The organism is Bacteroides sp. D2 (genome assembly GCF_025147085.1).
GTDB lineage: Bacteria > Bacteroidota > Bacteroidia > Bacteroidales > Bacteroidaceae > Bacteroides.
On sequence record NZ_CP102261.1, the window covers coordinates 6,176,070 to 6,196,594 of the forward strand.

The following is a 20,525-nucleotide window of genomic DNA, read 5'->3' on the forward strand; positions in this document are numbered from 1 at the left end:
CCAGCACGGGGATAGATCTACTTTATATATGCATAATATCTTTCGAAGAATCTTTTGAATGCCGGGATTTTCATCAATACATATTCGAATACCAGCCAGCCGATCAATGCGCAAGAGATACCGAGTAATACATCAATGATATAATGATGGCATGAATAAATGGCTGTTCCCCAAATACCTACCATAATAATAGAGAAAAGGGTAATCACATACCATCTGCATTTACCAATAATGGCGTACACTAATGCAACTACCATATAGGCTGCGTGCAGTGAAGGTACTGCCGCAAAGACGTTTGCATTGCGTCCATAGATCGAATCGAAGATGGTCACTCCGAAGAAAGTATCAAAGCGTCCCAATCCTGCTACATTGCCGGATGTGTTCAGTATCGGTTCGAAACCGTAGTTGATAGCATACCAGGGTGGAGCTGCCGGATGGATATAATAACCGGCAAAGCCGATCAGGTTGACGAATAAAAATACCAGTGCAAAGCGAAGGTAGGTTTTTCTTTCCTTCTTGAAATACAGGCAAAGCCCGAACAGGATAGGAACAGGAACCCAGCAAAGGTAGAAGATTCCGGCAAAGACGTCTGCTATCGGCCAGTTGTGCGCTGCGAAGTATTCGCAAGGGGTAACCAGAAGGCCATTATCCATCACTCCGAAGAGGGACTTTTCGAGATTATACAGTCCGGCCACGTCAATCGGGTTCACTTCGTAGTTGGGGCAAATACGCATCCAGTCATACGAGATTCCAAAAATGGCGAAAGGCAACAGAGCTACTGCTAACTTACGAGTAGGCAGTCCGGCAAAAAATAAAACTAAATAGAGTACCGCCATTAACAGGTGCTCGGAACGAAGCCCGATGAAGATACCTGTCAGCAAAAGGAAAAGAGCCATAATGACTGTCACAGTCAGGGCTTCTCTCTTCGACGGCATTTGAATATTCTTTATCATATTAGTTGATAGGTGATAGTTGATAAATGATAGATTATTCTTTCATCGCTTTGTAGCAATGTCTCACACGTGCAAAAGCTGTGATATTGGCAAACACTGCAACAAAGGCAAGAGGAACAATCATAATCAGAATCGGTTCGAAAGCGGTGATATCTTTGAAAACGCCACAGAATAAAGCTCCGAGACTGGTCAGCACTACGCGCTCCGGACGTTGCATGAATCCCACTTTACATTCGATTCCCAGTCCTTCGGCACGGGCACGCACGTAGCTTACCATCAGTGAGCCGATTAGTGCTATGAAGGCAATAAGTGCATAAAAGAAATAGTCTTTCATTGACAAATAGTAACAGATACCGAAGAAGGTCATCAATTCACTATAACGGTCGAGTACTGAATCGTAAAGCGCACCGAACTTGGAACTCATGTTACCCAGGCGAGCTACACGTCCGTCCATCATATCAAACAATCCGGCAAACAAAATCACACCGCCTGCCCAGCCGATAATGGCCAGATCGTTTTGACCGCCATAAATGCCGGCATATACAAACATTCCTGCCGCTACTACATTCAGGATAAATCCGGTAGTGGTGATAAAGTTAGGAGTGATCCCTATTTTAATCATTCCGCGTATCAGGGGATTGATAATCTTATAAATCAACTGTTGTAAATAATCTCTGTAATTCATCTGTTTAAATCTGTTTATAGCTATTTTTATCTAAATCTTCTGTTTTCTCAATCAGTTCTTTCAATCGATTTTTTCAGTTTCTTTTTCCGAATAAACTTCTTATATCTATATTCCGGTAAACAAAGACACGCTGCATATTATAGTTCCAGAACAATGCCACGATGATTGCTACTACCACTTTAGGAATAATGAAGAAATCTCCGAAATACAGGCTAAGCGTATCACGTACCCAGGGAATCTTTGCTAATGATTCTGTCAGTGCATACGTGCCCCACGTGTTTAGCCAAACGCTACAAATCCATACAAGGATAAACTTTGCAGCGACATTCGTTTTCTTTCCTTTCGATTTAAAGGTCCATTTATAGTTGATAACACAATTGACGATTCCTCCATAGATAGCCCCCGCCAGGGTGGCATATACATAGTAGACTTCAAATAGCCTGACCAGAAGAATCGTAACGAGAAAGTCTGCAATAGTTGCCATTTGAGCAGAAAGCTGCGCCCTCAAGAACATGAAGATGCCACCTTTCTGGGAAATCATCCGTGCAACTCTTTTCAGCCAATCACCCATCTTGCTCCCACTAACAAAATAAAACTATACACTCCCGCCAAAACGTCGTCCATCATCACACCTACTCCACCTTTCAGGCTTTCCATACGGCGTATGCCCAACGGCTTGGCTATATCAAAGATACGGAACAGGGCAAAAGCTGCAATCACGTACCAGAACCAACGGTCGTCATTGGGAACGGCCAATAACGGTATCCATACTCCTACCATCTCGTCCACTACCACACGCGAAGGATCTTCCCCCCAATAAGTTTCCAGTTTATTGGCAGCCCAAATGCCGGCGAATGTAAATACAATCACCAAAGCGGCGGTCAGCCATAATACAACAGGGAAAGGAAGGAGGAAATAAAATGCAATCCAAATGATAGAAGCCAGTAACGCCCCAGCCGTGCCGGGAGCAAAAGGAGAAAAACCGGAGCCAAAGCCCGTGCCTATAAAAACAGGTAGAAAGGGAGGACGCTTCATTTATTACTAATTACTAATTACAAACTACGAGTCGGTTATGCCATGAGTTCCCGAATGTGATCGGGAATTTGTACAATAAAAAAGTAAAAGTTGAGGTTGAGCATCCACCAGTCTTTATAGGATGGTAAATCTCAATCTCAACTTATTATTTGGGGTTACTGATTAAGCTAAGTAATCAGGTTCTTTTTCACCAATCATGTTACGCAATGTCTGTTTTACCATTCTCCATTGTGTAAACAAGTCGTGTTCGGGCTGATGTTCGAAATCGTGCATCGGGCTCTTGCAGAAGAATGACAACCAAGTCTGGATGCCGCACATGCCTGCACGCATAGCCAAGTCACTGAACAGCACAAGGTCAAGAGCGATAGGAGCTGCAAGGATAGAGTCGCGGCAAAGGAAGTTCACCTTGATTTCCATCGGGTAGCCCATCCATCCGAAGATGTCGATGTTGTCCCATGCTTCTTTGTTGTCTTTGCGAGGAGGATAGTAGTTGATACGTACTTTATGATAAACGTCTCCATAGAGATCCGGATATTTTTCGGGTTCGAAGATAGTATCGATTACAGACAACTTGCTGACTTCTTTTGTCTTGAAGTTATCCGGATCATCGAGTACTTCACCGTCACGGTTACCGAGGATATTGGTAGAGAACCAACCGTTCACACCCAGCATACGGGTCTTGAACATCGGAGCCAATACGGTTTTCATCAGTGTCTGACCACTCTTGAAGTCTTTACCAGAGATAGGTACATTCTTTTGTTTAGAGAATTCCCACATAGCAGGAGTATCTACACACAAGTTAGGAGCACCCATTACGAACGGAGCGTCTTCTGCAATCGCAGCATACGCATAACACATACTCGGAGAAATCACTTCAGTGTTGTTTTCCTTCATTGCTTTCTCTAAAGCAGCGAGTGACATGTGTTCGTCAGACAACGGAATGTAAATTTCAGTACTTGCAGCCCAGAGTACAACTACACGTTCGCAGTTGTTAGCAGCTTTGAAGTCGCGGATATCCTGGCGAAGTTGTTCTACCATTTCCCAACGGGTAGCGGCCTTCTTAATGTGCGTACCATTCAGACGTTTTGCCCAGTTGTGATCGAAAGCAGCCGGCATCGGTTTGATAGCTTCCAATTCTTCTTTCACTCCGTTGAGGTCTTTTTCTTTCAAAACCTCGGCGTACATAGCAGCTTCGTATGCGTTGTCCGGGAAAATATCCCATCCTCCGAAAACAATGTCTTCCAAATTCGTCAAAGGCACAACGTCCTTGATGAGTTTTTCTTCGTTGTTCTCCATGCGCATTGTGGCTAACTGGGTAATAGATCCTATCGGTTTTGCCAGTCCCTTGCGAGAGGCTAGTGTACCTACAATCATCGTGGTAGCTACCGCACCACCCACTCCAACTACCAGTACGCCAAGACGCCCGGTAGCGGGTTTAATTTCTTGTTTCATTTCTATTCTATTAAAATTAAACTAAAATTGATGCAAAAATAAGATTAATTAATTACTAATACGGTCTTTATTTGTCATATAAACATTGCAATTAGCAGGATTTAACTTTTAAAAGGTCATGTGGAGACTTATTCTCAAGCCGGATTTGTCAATCCCGGGAGAATCACGATAAGTGAGCCTCCAGACATAGTCTAAACGTAACACCTTGAAAATGTTTTCGATACCGACACCCGCCTCCACGTAAGGTGTTTTTCCCATTGTTTGCGTGTTTTCTATCGGAAAAGCGAACAAACCGTCACTCAAAGCAGGGTTGTTTTTGTCGCTCAAATGTCCATATAGACCCCGACAGGAAACTATTTCCCTCCATTTGAGTTTTTTCAACAACGGAACGCGGTTGAACAGCCATCCGTTGAGGAAATACGTAACATCCCACGAGAAATATTCATCGTTCATGAACTCCATCGCATTCATCAACGAGTAGGATTCGGGTTGGATGGTATAAGAAAGGTTGGCATTAGGCATGATTAGCAACGGAAAAGGAACTTTGTCCCACACTTTTCCGGCTTTCAGGATAATATCCGTATAGCCGAATGCGGAAAACCAGAAGCGTTTCTGAATACCGGCCTCGGTATGATTGTAGGTGTAATCGCTACCCAACACGCCTTTTCCGGCAAGGGTATGAGACAGGGTAAACACCGGTGCATCCAATGACACAGGGAAACGGTTCCATTGGGTCTGGAAGAATTTCTCGTTCGGAGCATAACGCAGTTTTAACTCTGCCGCACTGATAGAGAAATCTTTGACCGGAGTGTATGCATCTCCTTCCTTTTTTAAGAAAGGGATCAGGTAGGAGGACTCATCTTTTCGTGTACGTGCCGTTAACTGGAAAGAAAAGCCGGAGTAGAATTCATTGATATAGGTCATCTCCGCTTGCCGGAAATAGCCGATACGGTCGTCTTTCTCACGTTTCAAGGCTAGGAACACGTTGTCTTTGCTTGTGTACAGGTAGTTTTGTCCGTACTGGTTCACATCTAATTCGTAACGCAATTTCAGAGAATGGATGGGAAATTCATTGGCGTATTCTTTTTTCTTCTTGAACGAATATTCCAGTTCCGCCAATCCTTTCACTCTTTCATCTTTAAAACCGTAAGCCACATATCCTTTGCCAAACAGGTGCGGATTGAGCCAGGCGGTTGTCATACCTCCGGCACGGATGCGGGGACCTTCCAATGTATTGCCGCTGATGGTTGCATTCATCGGGCCGATATAGAAAAGGGGGGCTTCTTTGGAGGTAGGGATATATCCCGTAAAGAGAATGGAAAGCACTTTTTCCGTCCAGTAATATACCGGATAGCTGCGTAATTGTGTCATCAGGCGGTCTACCGAGTTCTCCTGTTGGGAGATGGCGGCTTGCGGACGGTTCTCCGCCCAGAATGTTTCGGGGCGAGACAAGGCTTCGGTTTCTTCGATGATGCGTTCGGGCTTGGTGAAAGCTTTATCGGCTTCAGCAGTCGGGGTAAAGGTATAGTTGCTGTAATCTGCCACACGGCGGGCAAAAATACCATCCTGCCCTTCGGTCAGTTTAAACTCAACAGTGATGCTTTCGTGGTCGAGCAAGCGGGTACCGTCTTCGGCACGCTTGAATTCCTGCTCGAGCAACATATAATCCACAAAGTTCAGGTTTATCTTTTTGGGGAAGTTGAATACGGCACGTTTGACAAAATAAGTAGAGTCGAGCACCACATAGAGATGTCCGTTGAAACCGAAAGACTCGGAATTGAATGGTGTAAAAGCTAGGTCTACACAGGGTTCTCCGGCAATCTGTAAGGTATCCATCAGGTAATATTTATAGAAGCCTGTGCCGATACGGGACAATGGACTGACAAACTTATTCGTGAACAAGGAAATATTATTTTCGTAGATGTCCACGTCTTTAAAGACTTCATTGATGGCAGCCTGCATCCCCTGTTTGGAGAGAAATTCATCGACACCGGCCTGTTTACGCCCTTTCACCCATTGCTTCTCGGAACGGGGAGATTTCCTGTAATAGTCTGTGGCAAGCAGTTCGCGGGCTGATACTGTCAGAATCGGTTTACCGGTGACGGCAGAAGTGTCTACGTATTCGGTAAGGAAATCAAATTTGCGATATAGCCATTTCTTCTGTTTCTCTTCATCGAAATTGTTCAATGCGAAAGTGGTCTTTTCATAACGTTCGCGTTGCCAGAAGTCTTTTTCGTAGGGGGAATGGTTGTCACGGCTTTCAATCATGCGGCGCACAAACTCTACGGCCGGATTATCTTTCTTCCGGTAGTGCTCGCGCTTAGGTTTTACCACTACTTCGCCGAGGGCATATTCGGTAGGCGAAAGCGTCACTTTATACGATGCGTTACGGGCAGGACGGATGGAACGGATATAGTCATTATAACCGATTACAGAGATGACAAGCACTGCTTCGGAACGGTTGGTTTTGAAATAGAAACGTCCGTCGCTTCCGGTAGTAGTTCCTTCTGTCGTGTCTTTTAAGCGTACAGATGCATAAGGCAAAGGCTCTTTGGTCAGAGAATCAGTCACCACCCCTTGTACCACATACTGCGCACTTAGCGGAATACTGATAGCCAATAAAAGAAAGAGCGTCAATGTGCCTTTTTTCATTAATCTCATACCTTAAATCCTATTGAATTGAGCGGGGCAAAGGTATGAGTGATTTTAAGACAAAAAAAGGTCTATTTGATGGAAGAAATGTTCTTATTTGACACAATTAGGGGAAAATAATGCGGAATCGGGTCAGGCCGTCGGCATAGGTTCGCAAAGAGAATGTGCATCCATGGCGCATCAGGACTTCACGAATAAAGATAAGTCCGATTCCCTGGCCGTTCGGTTTGGTGGAGAAGAAAGGGCTGAACAGTTTAGCTTCTGTTTCCTTGCTGATTCCCTGGCCGTTATCTATCACTTCAACAGTGGCGGGAGAGATAGTACGGACTATTATTTCTCCATCGGCTTCAATGCTCTCCGCTGCATTTTTGATAATGTTTACGAGTACTTGTTCAAACAGAGCAGCATCCAGCATAACGTCTTTCAGGCTTTCATCTATTTCCATGCGAAGGGTGATATGACGGTCATTACACATTCCTTCCATAAAGCGTTTGCAGGTGAAAACCAAATCATTTAGATTGACAGAAGAAAGTGTCGGTTCGGGGATTTTCACAACGTCGGCAAAACGGGTGATGAAACGACTCATCGAGAAACAACGGTCGGTACACACACGCATCACGTCGCAAATGTCATCCATTCCTTCTTCGCTGGAAAGGGCTTGTTCTACCGTATCCAGTGTAGAAGTGATGCCGGCAGTCGTATTGTTCACTTCATGAGCAATCATGCGGATTACTTTCTCATAGGCTTTCTTTTCCGCTTTCATCACTTCGTCGGTAAGGGTTTCCACCAAATAGAAAGGGTGCTGGAATCCACGGTCGATGAAAGAGGAATGAGTGCACCGGTAGATATTCGAGTCGTTCAGACGGACGGTAACCGTCTCTCCTTTCGGAAGGCTGGACAGTTCCACCGCCAACGGAGAATCAATCTCTTTCATTTTCTTACCTTGTACATCTTCCAGACGAACGCCCAGCATCTTCAAAGCCATCGGGTTCAGTTCCGCAAGGTCTTCATCAAGGGAGGTGATGATAACTCCCATCGGAGAAGCCTTAATCAGCAGATCAAGAAAGTTATTCTGCTCACGCAAACGAAGACGTTCATTCTTGAGCTGTTCCATCATGCGGTTGAAGATATTCACCACACGATCGGCTTCATATTGTCCTACAGGACTAAGACGGCTACTGAAATCCTGCTCACGCAGCAGTTCCATACCGCTTCCGATAGTATTCAACGGTTTCACTATCTTACGATAGAAGAATGTCAGATAAAGCAGGATAAAAAGCACCAGCCCCTCTCCTATGTAGAAAAAGAGCGCGTTCATCTGACTGGAGAGATAGAGCAATATACTACCCAATGCCAACAACAGAATGACAAGTATGTAAAAAAGTCCTTTTATACGCACGTTTATCTGTAATTAACGGTTTGTTTTTATACTGTAATATTATATTTTTCGAGGCGTCGGTAAAGGGCGGCACGACTGATGCCTAATGCCGTAGCTACCTGGCTAAGGTTTCCTTTGCAGCGTTCCAAAGCCTGAAGAATGGTCTGACGTTCTATTTCGTCTAAAGTCATGCCTGCGAGTGCTGCACCTTCGGCTACTCTTGCATCATCGTGGCGGATGTACTGGGCGTCAAAATCGGAAGCATCGAGAAGCGGTTTACCACTTACCAAAATGGTGCGTTCCACCAGATTCTTCAATTCACGGATATTCCCCGGATAAGGTAAACGGCTCAAGAATTGCAGGGCATCGGCAGCAAACTCCGTACGGGGCAATCCATTGGTTACAGCCTGGCGGTCGGCAAAATGACGTGCCAGCAAAGGAATATCTTCACGACGTTCGCGCAAAGCCGGCAGTTTCACCGTTATCAGATTGATACGATAGAACAGGTCTTCACGGAAAGTACGTTCGCCCACCATCTTACGCAAATCGGCATTGGTGGCTGATACCACCCGGATATCTGTCTTGCGGGGACGGCTGTCACCGAGCACTTCAAATGTTTGATCCTGCAATACGCGTAATAACTTCACCTGACACGAAGGATCGAGATCACCGATCTCATCCAGAAAAATCGTTCCTTTGTTTGCCATCTCGAAACGTCCGATACGATCTGCGGAAGCATCGGTAAAAGCTCCTTTCTTATGCCCAAACATTTCACTTTCAAACAAGCTTTGGGAAATCCCTCCGAGGTTCACTTTCACAAAAGGATATTTGGCACGCTGACTGTTGATATGAATGGCTTCGGCTATCAGCTCCTTACCTGTTCCGCTTTCTCCTGTTATCAGTACAGAAGCATTGGTCTTTGCTATGCGGGCAATCGTGTTCAACACATCCATTAATCCCTGGCTACGCCCGATAATGTGGCTGCGGTCGAAAGACTCGCTCTGTTCCTGAGTTGTCTCCTGTGAGGTACCGGAAAGTTCGAGTGCTGTTTCGATGCGTTGCAACAAGGCGGCATTATTCCATGGCTTCGTAATGAAGTCAAAGGCTCCTGCCTGCATTCCTTGCACGGCAAGTTGGATACTTCCCCAAGCGGTCATTAAGATCACTGGCACTTCGGGACGGAATATTTTTACTTGTTTGAGCAGGGTTAAACCTTCCTCACCCGTTGTGGAAAGAGTGAAGTTCATATCCATCAAAATCAAATCCGGTGCTACGGAACGTACCACTTCCATTGCTTCCCGTGGACCGGGAACGGTCTGTGCTTCGTAGCCTGCCCGCTTCAACATGAAGCTAAGCGAAGAACGCACTGCGCTGTCGTCGTCAATTATCAGAATCATAGTTTATGTTTCTTTTTAATCAAAGGTATTGTTTTACTGCTATGACTGTACAAAGCTACAAAAAAATAGCAACCGACATCACTCTTCTCTTTTTTATTGCCGGATAATTTCATCAAAATCAGCTTCAAGTTCGGAGTTCGAACGAAAATCCCATAGCGTCAGACTGCGAATCTGATAATAGTAATACCAATAATAATAGAGTTCGGAAATATGTTTCTGTCTTGCCTCATCTTTAGAGTTCTGCGCATCATTCAGATCTAAGGTATTAATTTTGCCTATCAGGAAAGTTTCAATACTGGTCTTATAACGCTGCTGTGCAATTGCATCGGCTTCCTTCGCTATGTCCAACTGCTGCGCCTGATTATTGAAATGCTCCACCAACAAAAAGATATCCTGGTTGAAGTTGATCTGTTCCTGGCGGATCTTTGAAAGCACCACATCCCGGTTGCTCTTGGCTACCCGGACTTTTCCACGACGTTTTCCCCAATCGAGAATCGGAATCTTAACACCTACCTGAACAATCTGATTATCCTGCAAGTTACGGTAAACGGCAGGAAAGTTCCGGTTCTCGCCAGTATATCCGACGCTTGCAAACAAATCGACGCTACGCAGGTTTCCGCGGGCGGTGGCTACTTCATAATCGGCTTCCAACTGGCGACGACGGATATTCTGTGCAAACGAGTTACGTTCCAATGCTTTATTTAAAACCAGATTGTACTCCATCTTCGGACGATCCACCGCTTCGGGGAGAACAGGGCTTAAGATTTCATCCTCTCCCACTCCTAGAAAAGCACGAAGCTGGAACATCTTGGCATTGAGATCACTCTCCGCCTCCGTCAACGCTGCTTTCGCATTCAAGGCGGAAAGTTTGAGCTGTAAGAGTTCATTCTCGGAAATCTGTCCCATTTTACGTTTGGCAAGAGCCACTTCATAAAGGTGATCGGCATTTGTCAGGTTCTGCTTGGCTGTGCCGAGATTTTCTCTTGCCAGCAAGAGATTGAAGTAGTAAGTGATGGCACGCATTGTCACTTCTTCGGTAGCGGTGATAAAAGCTGCTTTTGCTTCGGCATAACGCACCGGTTCGATGCGCCTGTTCCATTTTATATTATTCACTCCAAAGATGGGTTGCGTGAGTTGCAAGGTGACAGGGACTGACATAAAGTGACGGTCACCTCCGGCTCCCAATTGTTTGATATAGTCGAGTGAAGAGGTCAACGAAAGTTTACCACCGGTGAGCCAGATATTCTGATCGATGGAAAGATCGCCTGTCAGTCCTAAGGTATTGTTACGGACGAAGCCGTAAGAGCCGTCCGAATTTTGATAAGAACTATATGATTTATTATAATTGGGCAGAGTTCCGGTCAGATTGACTTCCGGCAGCAGGTCGGCACGAAAAGTGCGATATTCCCAATAGGCCGTTTTCAACTCGTTTAAAGCAACGGCAGCATCCACAGATTGAGCACGCGCCATAGCAATAGCTTCATTCAAGGTTATTTCCCTTTCCTTCTGTGCCGACAATGCCAACGGCAGGCAAACGGCAGCAAGAGCAAACAATATACTTTTCTTTTTCATTATGCACAGTATTTTCCACTATGAGAGAATCAAACGATGTGCCAAAAAAGTAAAGTTTTTATTATCAACAGATTAGAAAATAAGAAAAGTGTCCATTTTCGGACACTATGCCCAAAAGTGAACGTTCGATTATTCGCAGTAGTTAGGAAGGCGCACAGTGAAACGAGTGCCTTTACCTACTTCGGAGGTGACGGAGATGGTACCATTCAGACGTTCGATGATGGTCTGACAAATACTTAATCCCAAACCTGCTCCTTGGGTGAAATTATCGACTTTATAGAATCGTTCGAATATATGACGGATACCTTCTTCAGAAATACCGACTCCGGTATCCTCCACAAAGATGCGGGTGTAGCCGGGAACCTCATCGTCTTCATAGCCGAAAGTAATGAAACCGCTACTCGTAAATTTAGCAGCGTTATTTATCAGATTATTCACGACTTGCTGCAAGCGTACATTATCTGTCGTAAGATATTTCTTATCACTTTCGGGCATACGCAACACCAGTTCTACTCCCGGTGGCATATTCAAGCGTTGAGAATCATGGACGGTCTTTAATAACAGCGGCAGGTTATGCTCGGCGAACATAAATTCCATGGTTCCCGATTCGATACGTGACAAATCAAGAATATCATTAATCAAAGCTAGCAACAGGCCGCAATTTTTATTAATGGTTCCGATAAACTGGGCAATCTCTTCGCTTGTAAAACCACTCGTATCGCTTAGCAAATCGGAGAAACCTACAATCGCATTCAACGGAGTCCGAATCTCGTGACTCATGTTGGCAAGGAACGCCGATTTCAGTTTGTCAGCCTGGAGGGCTTTATCACGAGCCTCTCTCATCTCCTGCTCGGCAGTCTTATATCGCTGGATACTCTGGCAAACACCTAATATATTGTACAATGAATCTTGTGTCAATCCCGTGATTACGGAAGAACGATATTCCCACCATTCATACTCTCCGTTGACATTCCGCTGACGGAAATTCAGACGGGTATTAGAATCTTCTCCTGTCAATGCTCTATTAAATAACGGACTTATTTCCTTCAAATCATCAGGATGGATAGTGCGATCCATTTCATCACGGGAGATGGTAGTAACCGATTCATCGTATCCAAGACGTTTCAAGAAACCTTGCGGGAAAATGAAACAGTTGGTTTCCATATCAAACTGCCACGGATAGATGGAGCTTTCGTCTACTGCCATATCAAAGAAACGCTTCTGCATTTCTTCATTCGAAATATTCCGTGCGGAAAGTGCCATACCGGTAATCGTATCCTTTGAACGGATCGGGACTATTTCCCCCGACACCGGGAAGTATTTATCACTATGCACTTCTTTCATGAAAGCTCCCTGGGGTATCTTCACACTTTCTCCTTTTGAAGCTACCTGCTTCAGCATAGAATGAAGAATATCCTGACCGTTATAATATATCTTGAAGATGCTGCCTGCCATCATTCCTTCATAAAAACGGCCCCCTGACTCATACGGCAAATGCAGCATTTGCAATAAGGAGCGGTTTGTGAAATGAATGTGCAAATCGGTATCATACGTTATCACACCATCACGGATGGAATGAAATACATTATCAAACTCATTACGCTGTTCCACAAGTTTATTCTGCACGAGCAGACGAGTCTGTGCCTGAATCCGTCGTTTGGACTCACGCCGGTTGGCACGCATCAACCACACGATAGAAGCTATCAGCAACGCCAGGATAGACGGATAGAGCAGTATAAAAAGATATTTATATTTTTCCCAATACGGTTCGTTGACGATGGTTCCGCTAGAGGATACTTTATCAGGGTCAATATGAAAATAATCCAACTGTTTATAGTCATAGATGAATCCCTGCGTGATTTCTGTCACTCCTATTTCTTGGGGAGATGTACCTTTTAAGACTAAAGCAGCCCTTTGAGCTGCCGATAATGCTGAAGCATAACTATCGGAATCGTATGCACAGAATACGCCATTAGTTAACCCCACATTCTGACTCGAAAATACGGGAGCTTTTGAGTTTTTGCCAACGAATGAAAGGAAAGGCGACCATTTAGGAGCAACCACCAGACGTTCGTAGCTGTTACGAGGGTAACAAATAGCAGCAATGATGTGACTCGTTGTATGATTTTGGGTATTATAGACTTTCATTCTATAATCCGGATTGTCTTTTTGAAAGATTTTCCACTCTTCTTCAAAATCTTCAAGGCCTTTGTTACTCAAAAAGCTGTTATCTATCACACATACCACTTCTTTCCGCTGGGGAAATATCTTTTGCGCCTGACGCAATATGACATCAAAATCCGGATTGGCAGTGAACCCGCAAACATTGGGATGAGTAGCAATCAGCTCCATATCAGGATACTTAATGCCGAAAAACACGACCGGTATCTGCAAAGGCAACGAATCTCCACAGGCAAAAAGAGTATAGAAAGCTTCATCACTTGCTGTTATAATCAAATCGGTCTGCCTGTCACGGGCACGCTGACAAAAACGACGCATAATTACTTTCTCGGAGTTGAATGCCCAAAAATCGGCATCAAGATACTCCGTTGTTATATTCACCTTCAGGCCACTTTCTTTAAATCCTTTGACCAACCCCTGATTAAGGTCGCTATGCCAAGGAGTCTGTGAGGTGTATGACTGTATAAACAGGATATTGTATGTACGTTCCGCTGCTGCCGCCTGAATAAGAACAGCAAAAAACAGAACGATAAGCAAACAATAGTAGCGTCGATTCATATAATTAAAGCCTGCGGTGTTTTCAATATTATGCCGACAAAGATACGTTAATTATATTGAAAACAAACAGATAGCCCAAGTTTTTTATTCTTCGCGCAACGCCTCGGCAGGGTGTATGCGAATTACCTGACGAGTAGGAAACCAAATGCCAACGAGAATCATTAAAGACATCAGGAAATAGGTTATGACAAATGTAATAAGAAAACGCACTACTCCCCACTCCATATACCCTTCAGTCAACTCCAGATGGCCGATATTATAACAGATGACGGCGGCAGGCAAAGCAGCCAGAGTCAATAATAGCAATCCTTCTTTATTTAAACGTTGCCAAAGCTGCATCCGGCTGGCCCCGACTGCTATACGAAGCGCAGACTCGGCACGACGGTGCTGCGTACGGAACCAGAAGGTGCCGACAATGCCCAACAGGATATTAAGCAATAAGAAGCCCATCATCCAGAAACGTACCTGTACCTGATTATAACTCCCTTGCTGGAAGTCATTCCGCAGATCTTCATAATCATGCACTTTCAGGATGAATAAGTTACCGACACTCAACTGGTTGGCGGACAATTTCATCAAATGTTCCGCAAAGTCTCTGGAAGTCCCCGGTTTCACCCGCAGACAAACTTCTACACTCGAAGGATAAAGTTCATCGTCAAGTTCGACCATTATCTTTTCAGGAAGTTCAATGGCTACATACCGATCACTGTAGTTAGGCCAAAAGTCATTGTAACGCACCTTCTTCGAAACTCCCCCTATCTTGTACACTTTCGTAGAATCATCCACATCGACCATTTCTTTACCCAACAGCGTACGATCGCCTTTATAATCTTTGGGCAAGAAATTTTCACCAACAACGACATTGCCATTCCTTAAAGCTTGCACCAACGGCTGATAACCACGCCCATCAGCACTTTGATAACGAAAGACCTGAAAAAAGTCAGGGGTTACCGAACGCCGCAGCGGATTACTAACTAATGTATCGATACGTAACATACTACCGGAGTTACTCCCGATATAGGGACGCGCATTATTGGATATTGAAACGGCCTCCACTTCCGGCAATCTCCGGAGACGATTGGTCAACTCGATAATATCTTGTCCTAAAGATGTGCTCTTTTGCTCTTTCGAAAGATAGGAATTACTCTTGTCATTTTTCAGGCTTAGTTCCAAATAATACGTATCGGTAATATCAAATCCTACCGGTTCGTAATAAGTACGCGCTGTCACATACGTCCAGTCGACCACATACCACAGGACCACAAAAACAATTAATAGTTCTGACCACAACCATCCGTTTGACCGGCGCTCGTTCCATATTTGTTTTAATAGTTGCATTTTCTTTAGAATTTAGATGAGTTGAAGAATTATCTTTCGTTGATGGCATCCACAATATTGGTGCGAGTTACTCTCCATGCCGGAATGGCGGCACTTAATAAATTGAGTAGGAAGCAAGCCAGAAATGCCAGCAGGAATACGGTAGGATCGAACAGTAAGTCGACACACATGGTCCGCAAATCCTCCACACCATTGGATACAAAGTCTACGGAGAAAAGCATTCCTCCCAAAAGGAAAGCGGCGACATAACTTAATACAAGTCCGAGAATTCCTCCGAACAGGGAATAAAGCATGTTTTCGGATAGTACCTGCATCATAAGCTCCCGTCTGGGAGCACCAAAGGCTTTTCGCACTCCTATTTCGGAGATACGCTTACGCATGCGTGACAAAGTAAGTCCGGACAGGTTGACGGCAGGAACAATCAATAAGACAAGTAATGTCAGTATGTATTGCCGTACTGCTTCTTTCACAGCAGGAGGATTGTTGGCGGAATAGCGTTGCGCGGCTACGAAATAAGTATCAGGCTGTCCGCGATAGAGTAAATCGAAATTGGGATGCCCTGCCATAAAGATAGCCCGCAAGCGGTCTGCCTCCTGACGAATAGCCGGAAAATCGTCTTTCGATTTAGCCAGTATATAAACGGCAGTCATACCCATGATATTGTCATCGCCCCAAGTGGCTGTGAAGGCACTTGTTGAACTCAAAGGAATCCAAACTTGTGCATAGGCGTACTTCGCCAGTTTAGAGACCGGACGTACCACTCCGCAAACAATATAAGCCGAATGATTCAGAAGGAATGTTTTTCCAACCACTTCTGATGTTCCGAACAAACGGCGAGCCATATCTTCGGAAATCACAGCTTTTGCTGCTCCGGCATCAAAATCGGCATTATCATACGGTTTACCAGATAGAAACTCAAATTCAAATATTTTCCAGAAAGCATCGTCTGTTTGCAACACACTACAACTTTCCATCTCACCTGCCGGTTTAGCAGCCAGCATTGTTTCCTGCCAGATATTGGTTATGGAAACAACTTCGGGAATTGTCATTGCTTTGAAACAAGCCTTTGCCGTATTGTATCCGATAGGGCCATTGCTTTGCCAATTCACGTTGGACTTACTTTGAAGTCCGGCAAACCGGAAAATAAGCATCCGGTCACGATGGGTTTCCGGTGCAAAGGGAGCAATAGTCGCACGTAAAGTAATCACAATTACCATTATCATAGCAATAGCCAAAGCTGTACCAATAATGGAAATAGAAGAAAGCAGTTTATTTTCTCCCAACAGATGGAATGCTTGTTTAAAATAGAGTTTTATCATGATCGTTACCAGTATAAAGTTCAGTATATTTCTTACTCGTCTCTTAGTGCTTCGGCCGGTTGCACTTTCATTGATTGCAGAGCCGGATACAACACGCCAAGAATAATCATTATCGCCATCAAGAGATATGTCAGTAAAATGGCTATCAGGAAACGGGGTACTGTAAATGCCATTTGTGATATATCCACCAGTTCAGTATATCCAATATTGAATGCAATCAATACGGCAGGAAGAGCCGACATGCTTAACAGTAACAAACCTTCCGTAATCAAACGATAGAATATGTTTTTCCGGTTAGCTCCCATTGCCATGCGTAAAGCAACTTCTCCCCGGCGTTGCTGGGTACGGAACCAGAAAGTGCCGATCACTCCCAGAAAGATATTCAACAACAGGAAAAAGAGAATACAGAACTGGGTACGTAATTCATTATCATTGTCTATCTCACTGGCTGTCCGGACTTTGCTTAATGGAGTGACATCAAGTATATAAACATTCCCTACCTGATAGATACGGTCGGCATCATTCATAAGACGTTCCACAAAGCCATCGTCTACACCTTCGCGGACACGCAGACTTAATTCGAGATAGGCTACGTTTTCGACTGTTTCCATTTGTTCGTCAGAAAGGTAAGTGCCGATATAGGTTCCGGTAAAAGGTTTTCCGGCAATGTTATAATGATCGTAGCGAACGGGCTCTGTTAAAGCTGCAATACGAAAGTTGGTATCACTCATGCGAACTTCTTTACCCAAAAGGTCTTTTCCGTGGAAAGTAGCATCCGGATAATAGTCTGCAACATCGACAGGAACGATTATTGTATTTTTCTCCAGAGCTTTCACCAGACTTTCATGACCGGAACCATCGATATTCCGGAAACGAAACACCTTATAATATTCAGGAGTCGTCCAACGATCCATCGTACTTATCCAAACCGTGTCGTTATCCGGAAAACGGAAACTCGCTCCACTGCACCCTTCATTGTATGGAATACTGTTTTGAGAGATACAGACAGATTCAACTTCCGGATGACGGGACAAACGTCCGGCTATTTCCCTTAAAGCAGTCATATCATCTTTAACAGTCAGCTCCGGATTGAAATCGGTAGATTTATCGGTAAGACGGTTCATACGTAATACATACGTATTTTCTATATTAAAGCCCATTGGCTGATAATAGATATGCAAAGTGACATAAACCAAATCAACGATATACCACAATACGACAAACACCAACAATAGCTCAATCCATAGAAAAGCATTGCTCCGGCGCTCATTATATATTTGTTTCAATAACTGTTTCATCATTTCATCTTTGGTTTATTGCATCTACAATGTTCATTCTCGACACTCTCCAAGCCGGAATTCCGGCACTCAATAGATTTAATAACAGGCAGAAACAGAATGCAACGAGAAACGTCAACGGACTGAACAGCATATCAGTGGAAAGAGAAGTTTCCCCGGCAAGACCTGCATTCTCACTGTTATCAAAAAGGAATGAGTTTAACAGGAAAGTAGCTGAATAGCTCAATATCAGTCCCAGTACTCCCGCAAGCAGTGTCAATATCAGATTCTCCCAGAATACCTGTCGCAACAATTCGTTGGCAGTAGCACCGAATGCTTTCCGGACACCGATTTCCGTCATACGCTTCCGCATGCGGGATAAAGTCATACTACTTAGGTTGATAGCTGGAACCAAGAGGAGAATCACAATGATAAGAATGAATCGCCTGACAATGTGTTTCATATCCAAGTCTGTCCCCCAATGGCGGTAAAGGTAGGCAAATTGAGTATCCGGCTGACCACGATAAATCAATTCCATATCCTTCAGCTTACTATTGTAGACCTGACGATATTTTTCGACTTCAGCACGAATAGCCGGAAAATCGTCGGACGAACGTGCAAGGATGACCGCCCGCATAGGTCCCATCAGATTTTCTCTCCACGAGAAAGAAGCCAAATCTGTTGATGTATAGGGAATCCAGACCTGTGCATAAGAAGCTGTCGCCAACTTTGATACGTCTTTCACTACTCCTGTAATGGTATAATCCGCTTTATTTAATTGGATGGTACGCCCTACCACGTCAGTTGTACCGAACAGGCGGCGTGCCACACTGGCAGAAACCACTGCCTTGGACAGCCCACTCTCAAAATCGGCTTTCGTATATGGTTTGCCACACAAGAATTCAAAGCAAAAGACTTGCCAGAACGCTTCATCCGTTTCCATTTCATCTACACTCATCCTGCCTCCTCCGGGAAGAGAAGCACGCATCTTATTATTAACGGAAGTAATGGTAACCGCTTCAGGTATTGTCAACGTCTTAAAGCATTCACGGGCAGTCGTGACGGACATCTGGCTGCTGGCAGCATTATTGTGTTGCTCTTTATGCCGGGACGTCATTGCCTTGACATACAATGATCGTGAACGGTTAACTTCCGGCACGCAGTCTTTTATCCGTATCTGCAATGTCAGCACGATCACCATTATCATGCAAATAGCCAAAGCTGTACCTACCATACAGACAATACTAATAAGCCGGTTCTCTTTCAACTGGTAAAGAGCTTGCTTTATGTATTGCTTCCACATCTTCTTATTCTTTTTTTGATTTGATTCTACAGGAGTTCACAGAAGAATGTTCTACATTAGAAATTCCAACCTTTCTTTGTTACGTCTTTACACTTCAGGTTTTTGGAGTTGATTTTACCAACGCCATCCCGCTTAAAGAAAGCTGCATCCGCTTTACCGGATACAGTGATATTTCCTACTCCATCCACTTTAGCTTTGATAGTGCTGCAATCAACATTCAACTTCATATTGCCTACTCCGTCAACATCTAGTTTCAACTCATCGCAATATAGACTTTTCACGTTACAGTTGCCTACTCCGTCAAGTTCGAAAGCTATATTTTTAAGTTTTAGTTCTTCTTTTGCATCGAAGTTTCCTACTCCGTCTATTTTCACTTTACTCAAATCGGGAGCAGTAATATAGAAAGTCAGATTCTTGATATTCCTCGCATTCCTATCTTTATACGAGATAACCAAAGTTCCATTTTTCACTGTCACCCTTGTTTTCTCTACAAATTCAGAAGGACCTTCCAGACGGCAGGAGCATCCTGCCGATTGAGTAAATATAATATTCCCGACAGATTGCAGGTTTATGGCAGAAAACTCGTCTACATTATAATCTTTACTCACATTTTGTGCCGATAGCGAACAGAAAGCAACACTTAACAGGACAGCTATCGCAACGATGAAAATATTCTTTGTCATGGTGATTTTTAATTTAGAGATACATTAATCAATTTTTCCATTTAGTTCTAATCGTAAGAGGCCGCTTCTATTGTACCTGGCGTCCATCGAAGAAACGAATAGTGCGCGAAGTCTGCTTCGCCTGTTCTTCATTATGGGTAACCATCACGATAGTGCGTCCGTCTTCCTTATTCAACCGATGAAGCAGTTCCATCACTTCAGCTCCCATCTTTGAATCCAGGTTACCGGTCGGCTCATCGGCAAGGATTATTTCGGGATTACCGATAATAGCACGGGCGATAGCTACACGCTGGCACTGACCACCGGAAAGTTGTGTAGGAAAATGATTCATGCGATGGCTTAACCCTACTTTCTCCAATACTTCTTGTGCCAACCGTTTTCGTTCACTGCCAGCCATACGTCGATAAAGCAAGGGGAGCTCTACATTATCCATCACATTCAACGAATTAATCAAATGAAAAGACTGAAATACAAAACCGAGCGTTTTATTACGAAAAACCGCCAGTTCCTTGTCTTTCATTCCTTCGGTACGTATTCCGTTGATTTCCACCATTCCCATTGTAGGTGCATCAAGCAATCCCATTATGTTCAGCAGGGTGGATTTTCCGCATCCGGAAGGTCCCATTATACTTAGAAATTCTCCACGTTCTACCGTAAGATTCACATTCTCCAATGCTACCGTCTCAATCTCGTCCGTACGATAAATCTTAGAAAGAGAGTTCAATGTTATCATAACTTCTAG

General features: G+C 44.1%; 16 protein-coding genes. All 16 read right to left on the bottom strand.

The annotated features are described in order from the left end of the window. Positions 1-17: 17 nt before the first annotated feature. Positions 18-935 carry a phosphatase PAP2 family protein gene (locus tag NQ505_RS23400; RefSeq protein ID WP_008999921.1) on the bottom strand — a complete coding sequence of 306 codons (918 nt, stop codon included), beginning with the start codon at positions 933-935 and terminating at the stop codon, positions 18-20. Between the two features lie 52 nt (positions 936-987). Continuing rightward, positions 988-1,638, bottom strand: coding sequence for a CDP-alcohol phosphatidyltransferase family protein (locus tag NQ505_RS23405; protein WP_008999920.1), 651 nt, complete (start codon positions 1,636-1,638; stop codon positions 988-990). A gap of 73 nt (positions 1,639-1,711) precedes the next feature. Beyond that, complete coding sequence (locus tag NQ505_RS23410) at positions 1,712-2,179, bottom strand: GtrA family protein (RefSeq protein ID WP_008999919.1); 468 nt, start codon at positions 2,177-2,179, stop codon at positions 1,712-1,714. 14 nt (positions 2,180-2,193) lie between these two features. Continuing rightward, entirely contained in the window at positions 2,194-2,673 is a 480-nt protein-coding gene (locus tag NQ505_RS23415) for a phosphatidylglycerophosphatase A (protein ID WP_008999918.1), read from the bottom strand. 162 nt (positions 2,674-2,835) lie between these two features. Then, positions 2,836-4,125: an inositol-3-phosphate synthase gene (locus NQ505_RS23420; RefSeq protein ID WP_008999917.1), complete on the bottom strand. Its 1,290-nt coding sequence runs from the start codon at positions 4,123-4,125 to the stop codon at positions 2,836-2,838. A gap of 108 nt (positions 4,126-4,233) precedes the next feature. Next, entirely contained in the window at positions 4,234-6,786 is a 2,553-nt protein-coding gene (locus tag NQ505_RS23425) for a DUF5686 and carboxypeptidase-like regulatory domain-containing protein (protein WP_032853688.1), read from the bottom strand. A gap of 97 nt (positions 6,787-6,883) precedes the next feature. Further along, the gene (locus NQ505_RS23430; RefSeq protein ID WP_008999915.1) at positions 6,884-8,176 is read right to left on the bottom strand and encodes a sensor histidine kinase; all 1,293 of its coding nucleotides are present in this window, start codon (positions 8,174-8,176) and stop codon (positions 6,884-6,886) included. Positions 8,177-8,202: 26 nt separating this feature from the next. Next, entirely contained in the window at positions 8,203-9,552 is a 1,350-nt protein-coding gene (locus tag NQ505_RS23435) for a sigma-54-dependent transcriptional regulator (RefSeq protein WP_008999914.1), read from the bottom strand. 93 nt (positions 9,553-9,645) lie between these two features. Then, positions 9,646-11,124 (bottom strand): TolC family protein, encoded by a 1,479-nt coding sequence (locus NQ505_RS23440; protein ID WP_008999913.1) that lies wholly within the window; start codon positions 11,122-11,124, stop codon positions 9,646-9,648. Positions 11,125-11,253: 129 nt separating this feature from the next. Continuing rightward, a complete protein-coding gene (locus NQ505_RS23445; protein ID WP_004300694.1) occupies positions 11,254-13,863 on the bottom strand; it encodes a PAS domain-containing sensor histidine kinase in 2,610 nt (869 codons plus the stop codon). A gap of 84 nt (positions 13,864-13,947) precedes the next feature. Continuing rightward, entirely contained in the window at positions 13,948-15,201 is a 1,254-nt protein-coding gene (locus tag NQ505_RS23450; protein WP_008999912.1) for an ABC transporter permease, read from the bottom strand. Between the two features lie 29 nt (positions 15,202-15,230). Beyond that, positions 15,231-16,520 (bottom strand): ABC transporter permease, encoded by a 1,290-nt coding sequence (locus tag NQ505_RS23455; protein ID WP_008025744.1) that lies wholly within the window; start codon positions 16,518-16,520, stop codon positions 15,231-15,233. A 32-nt stretch (positions 16,521-16,552) separates the two neighbouring features. Continuing rightward, complete coding sequence (locus NQ505_RS23460; RefSeq protein ID WP_008999911.1) at positions 16,553-17,821, bottom strand: ABC transporter permease; 1,269 nt, start codon at positions 17,819-17,821, stop codon at positions 16,553-16,555. A 1-nt stretch (position 17,822) separates the two neighbouring features. Then, on the bottom strand, positions 17,823-19,100 hold the full coding sequence (locus NQ505_RS23465; protein ID WP_008999910.1) for an ABC transporter permease: 1,278 nt from the start codon (positions 19,098-19,100) through the stop codon (positions 17,823-17,825). A 56-nt stretch (positions 19,101-19,156) separates the two neighbouring features. Next, complete coding sequence (locus tag NQ505_RS23470; protein WP_008999909.1) at positions 19,157-19,783, bottom strand: GIN domain-containing protein; 627 nt, start codon at positions 19,781-19,783, stop codon at positions 19,157-19,159. Between the two features lie 67 nt (positions 19,784-19,850). Beyond that, entirely contained in the window at positions 19,851-20,516 is a 666-nt protein-coding gene (locus NQ505_RS23475) for an ABC transporter ATP-binding protein (protein ID WP_008999908.1), read from the bottom strand. Positions 20,517-20,525 lie beyond the last annotated feature (9 nt).

Excerpts from the sequence above, each read along its gene's own strand:
- NQ505_RS23400 (WP_008999921.1), bottom strand. The coding sequence starts at position 935 with ATGCCGTCGAAGAGAGAAGCCCTGACTGTGACAGTCATTATGGCTCTT.
- NQ505_RS23405 (WP_008999920.1), bottom strand. The coding sequence starts at position 1,638 with ATGAATTACAGAGATTATTTACAACAGTTGATTTATAAGATTATCAAT.
- NQ505_RS23410 (WP_008999919.1), bottom strand. The coding sequence starts at position 2,179 with ATGATTTCCCAGAAAGGTGGCATCTTCATGTTCTTGAGGGCGCAGCTT.
- NQ505_RS23415 (WP_008999918.1), bottom strand. The coding sequence starts at position 2,673 with ATGAAGCGTCCTCCCTTTCTACCTGTTTTTATAGGCACGGGCTTTGGC.
- NQ505_RS23420 (WP_008999917.1), bottom strand. The coding sequence starts at position 4,125 with ATGAAACAAGAAATTAAACCCGCTACCGGGCGTCTTGGCGTACTGGTA.
- NQ505_RS23425 (WP_032853688.1), bottom strand. The coding sequence starts at position 6,786 with ATGAGATTAATGAAAAAAGGCACATTGACGCTCTTTCTTTTATTGGCT.
- NQ505_RS23435 (WP_008999914.1), bottom strand. The coding sequence starts at position 9,552 with ATGATTCTGATAATTGACGACGACAGCGCAGTGCGTTCTTCGCTTAGC.
- NQ505_RS23440 (WP_008999913.1), bottom strand. The coding sequence starts at position 11,124 with ATGAAAAAGAAAAGTATATTGTTTGCTCTTGCTGCCGTTTGCCTGCCG.
- NQ505_RS23445 (WP_004300694.1), bottom strand. The coding sequence starts at position 13,863 with ATGAATCGACGCTACTATTGTTTGCTTATCGTTCTGTTTTTTGCTGTT.
- NQ505_RS23450 (WP_008999912.1), bottom strand. The coding sequence starts at position 15,201 with ATGCAACTATTAAAACAAATATGGAACGAGCGCCGGTCAAACGGATGG.
- NQ505_RS23455 (WP_008025744.1), bottom strand. The coding sequence starts at position 16,520 with ATGATAAAACTCTATTTTAAACAAGCATTCCATCTGTTGGGAGAAAAT.
- NQ505_RS23460 (WP_008999911.1), bottom strand. The coding sequence starts at position 17,821 with ATGATGAAACAGTTATTGAAACAAATATATAATGAGCGCCGGAGCAAT.
- NQ505_RS23465 (WP_008999910.1), bottom strand. The coding sequence starts at position 19,100 with ATGTGGAAGCAATACATAAAGCAAGCTCTTTACCAGTTGAAAGAGAAC.
- NQ505_RS23470 (WP_008999909.1), bottom strand. The coding sequence starts at position 19,783 with ATGACAAAGAATATTTTCATCGTTGCGATAGCTGTCCTGTTAAGTGTT.
- NQ505_RS23475 (WP_008999908.1), bottom strand. The coding sequence starts at position 20,516 with ATGATAACATTGAACTCTCTTTCTAAGATTTATCGTACGGACGAGATT.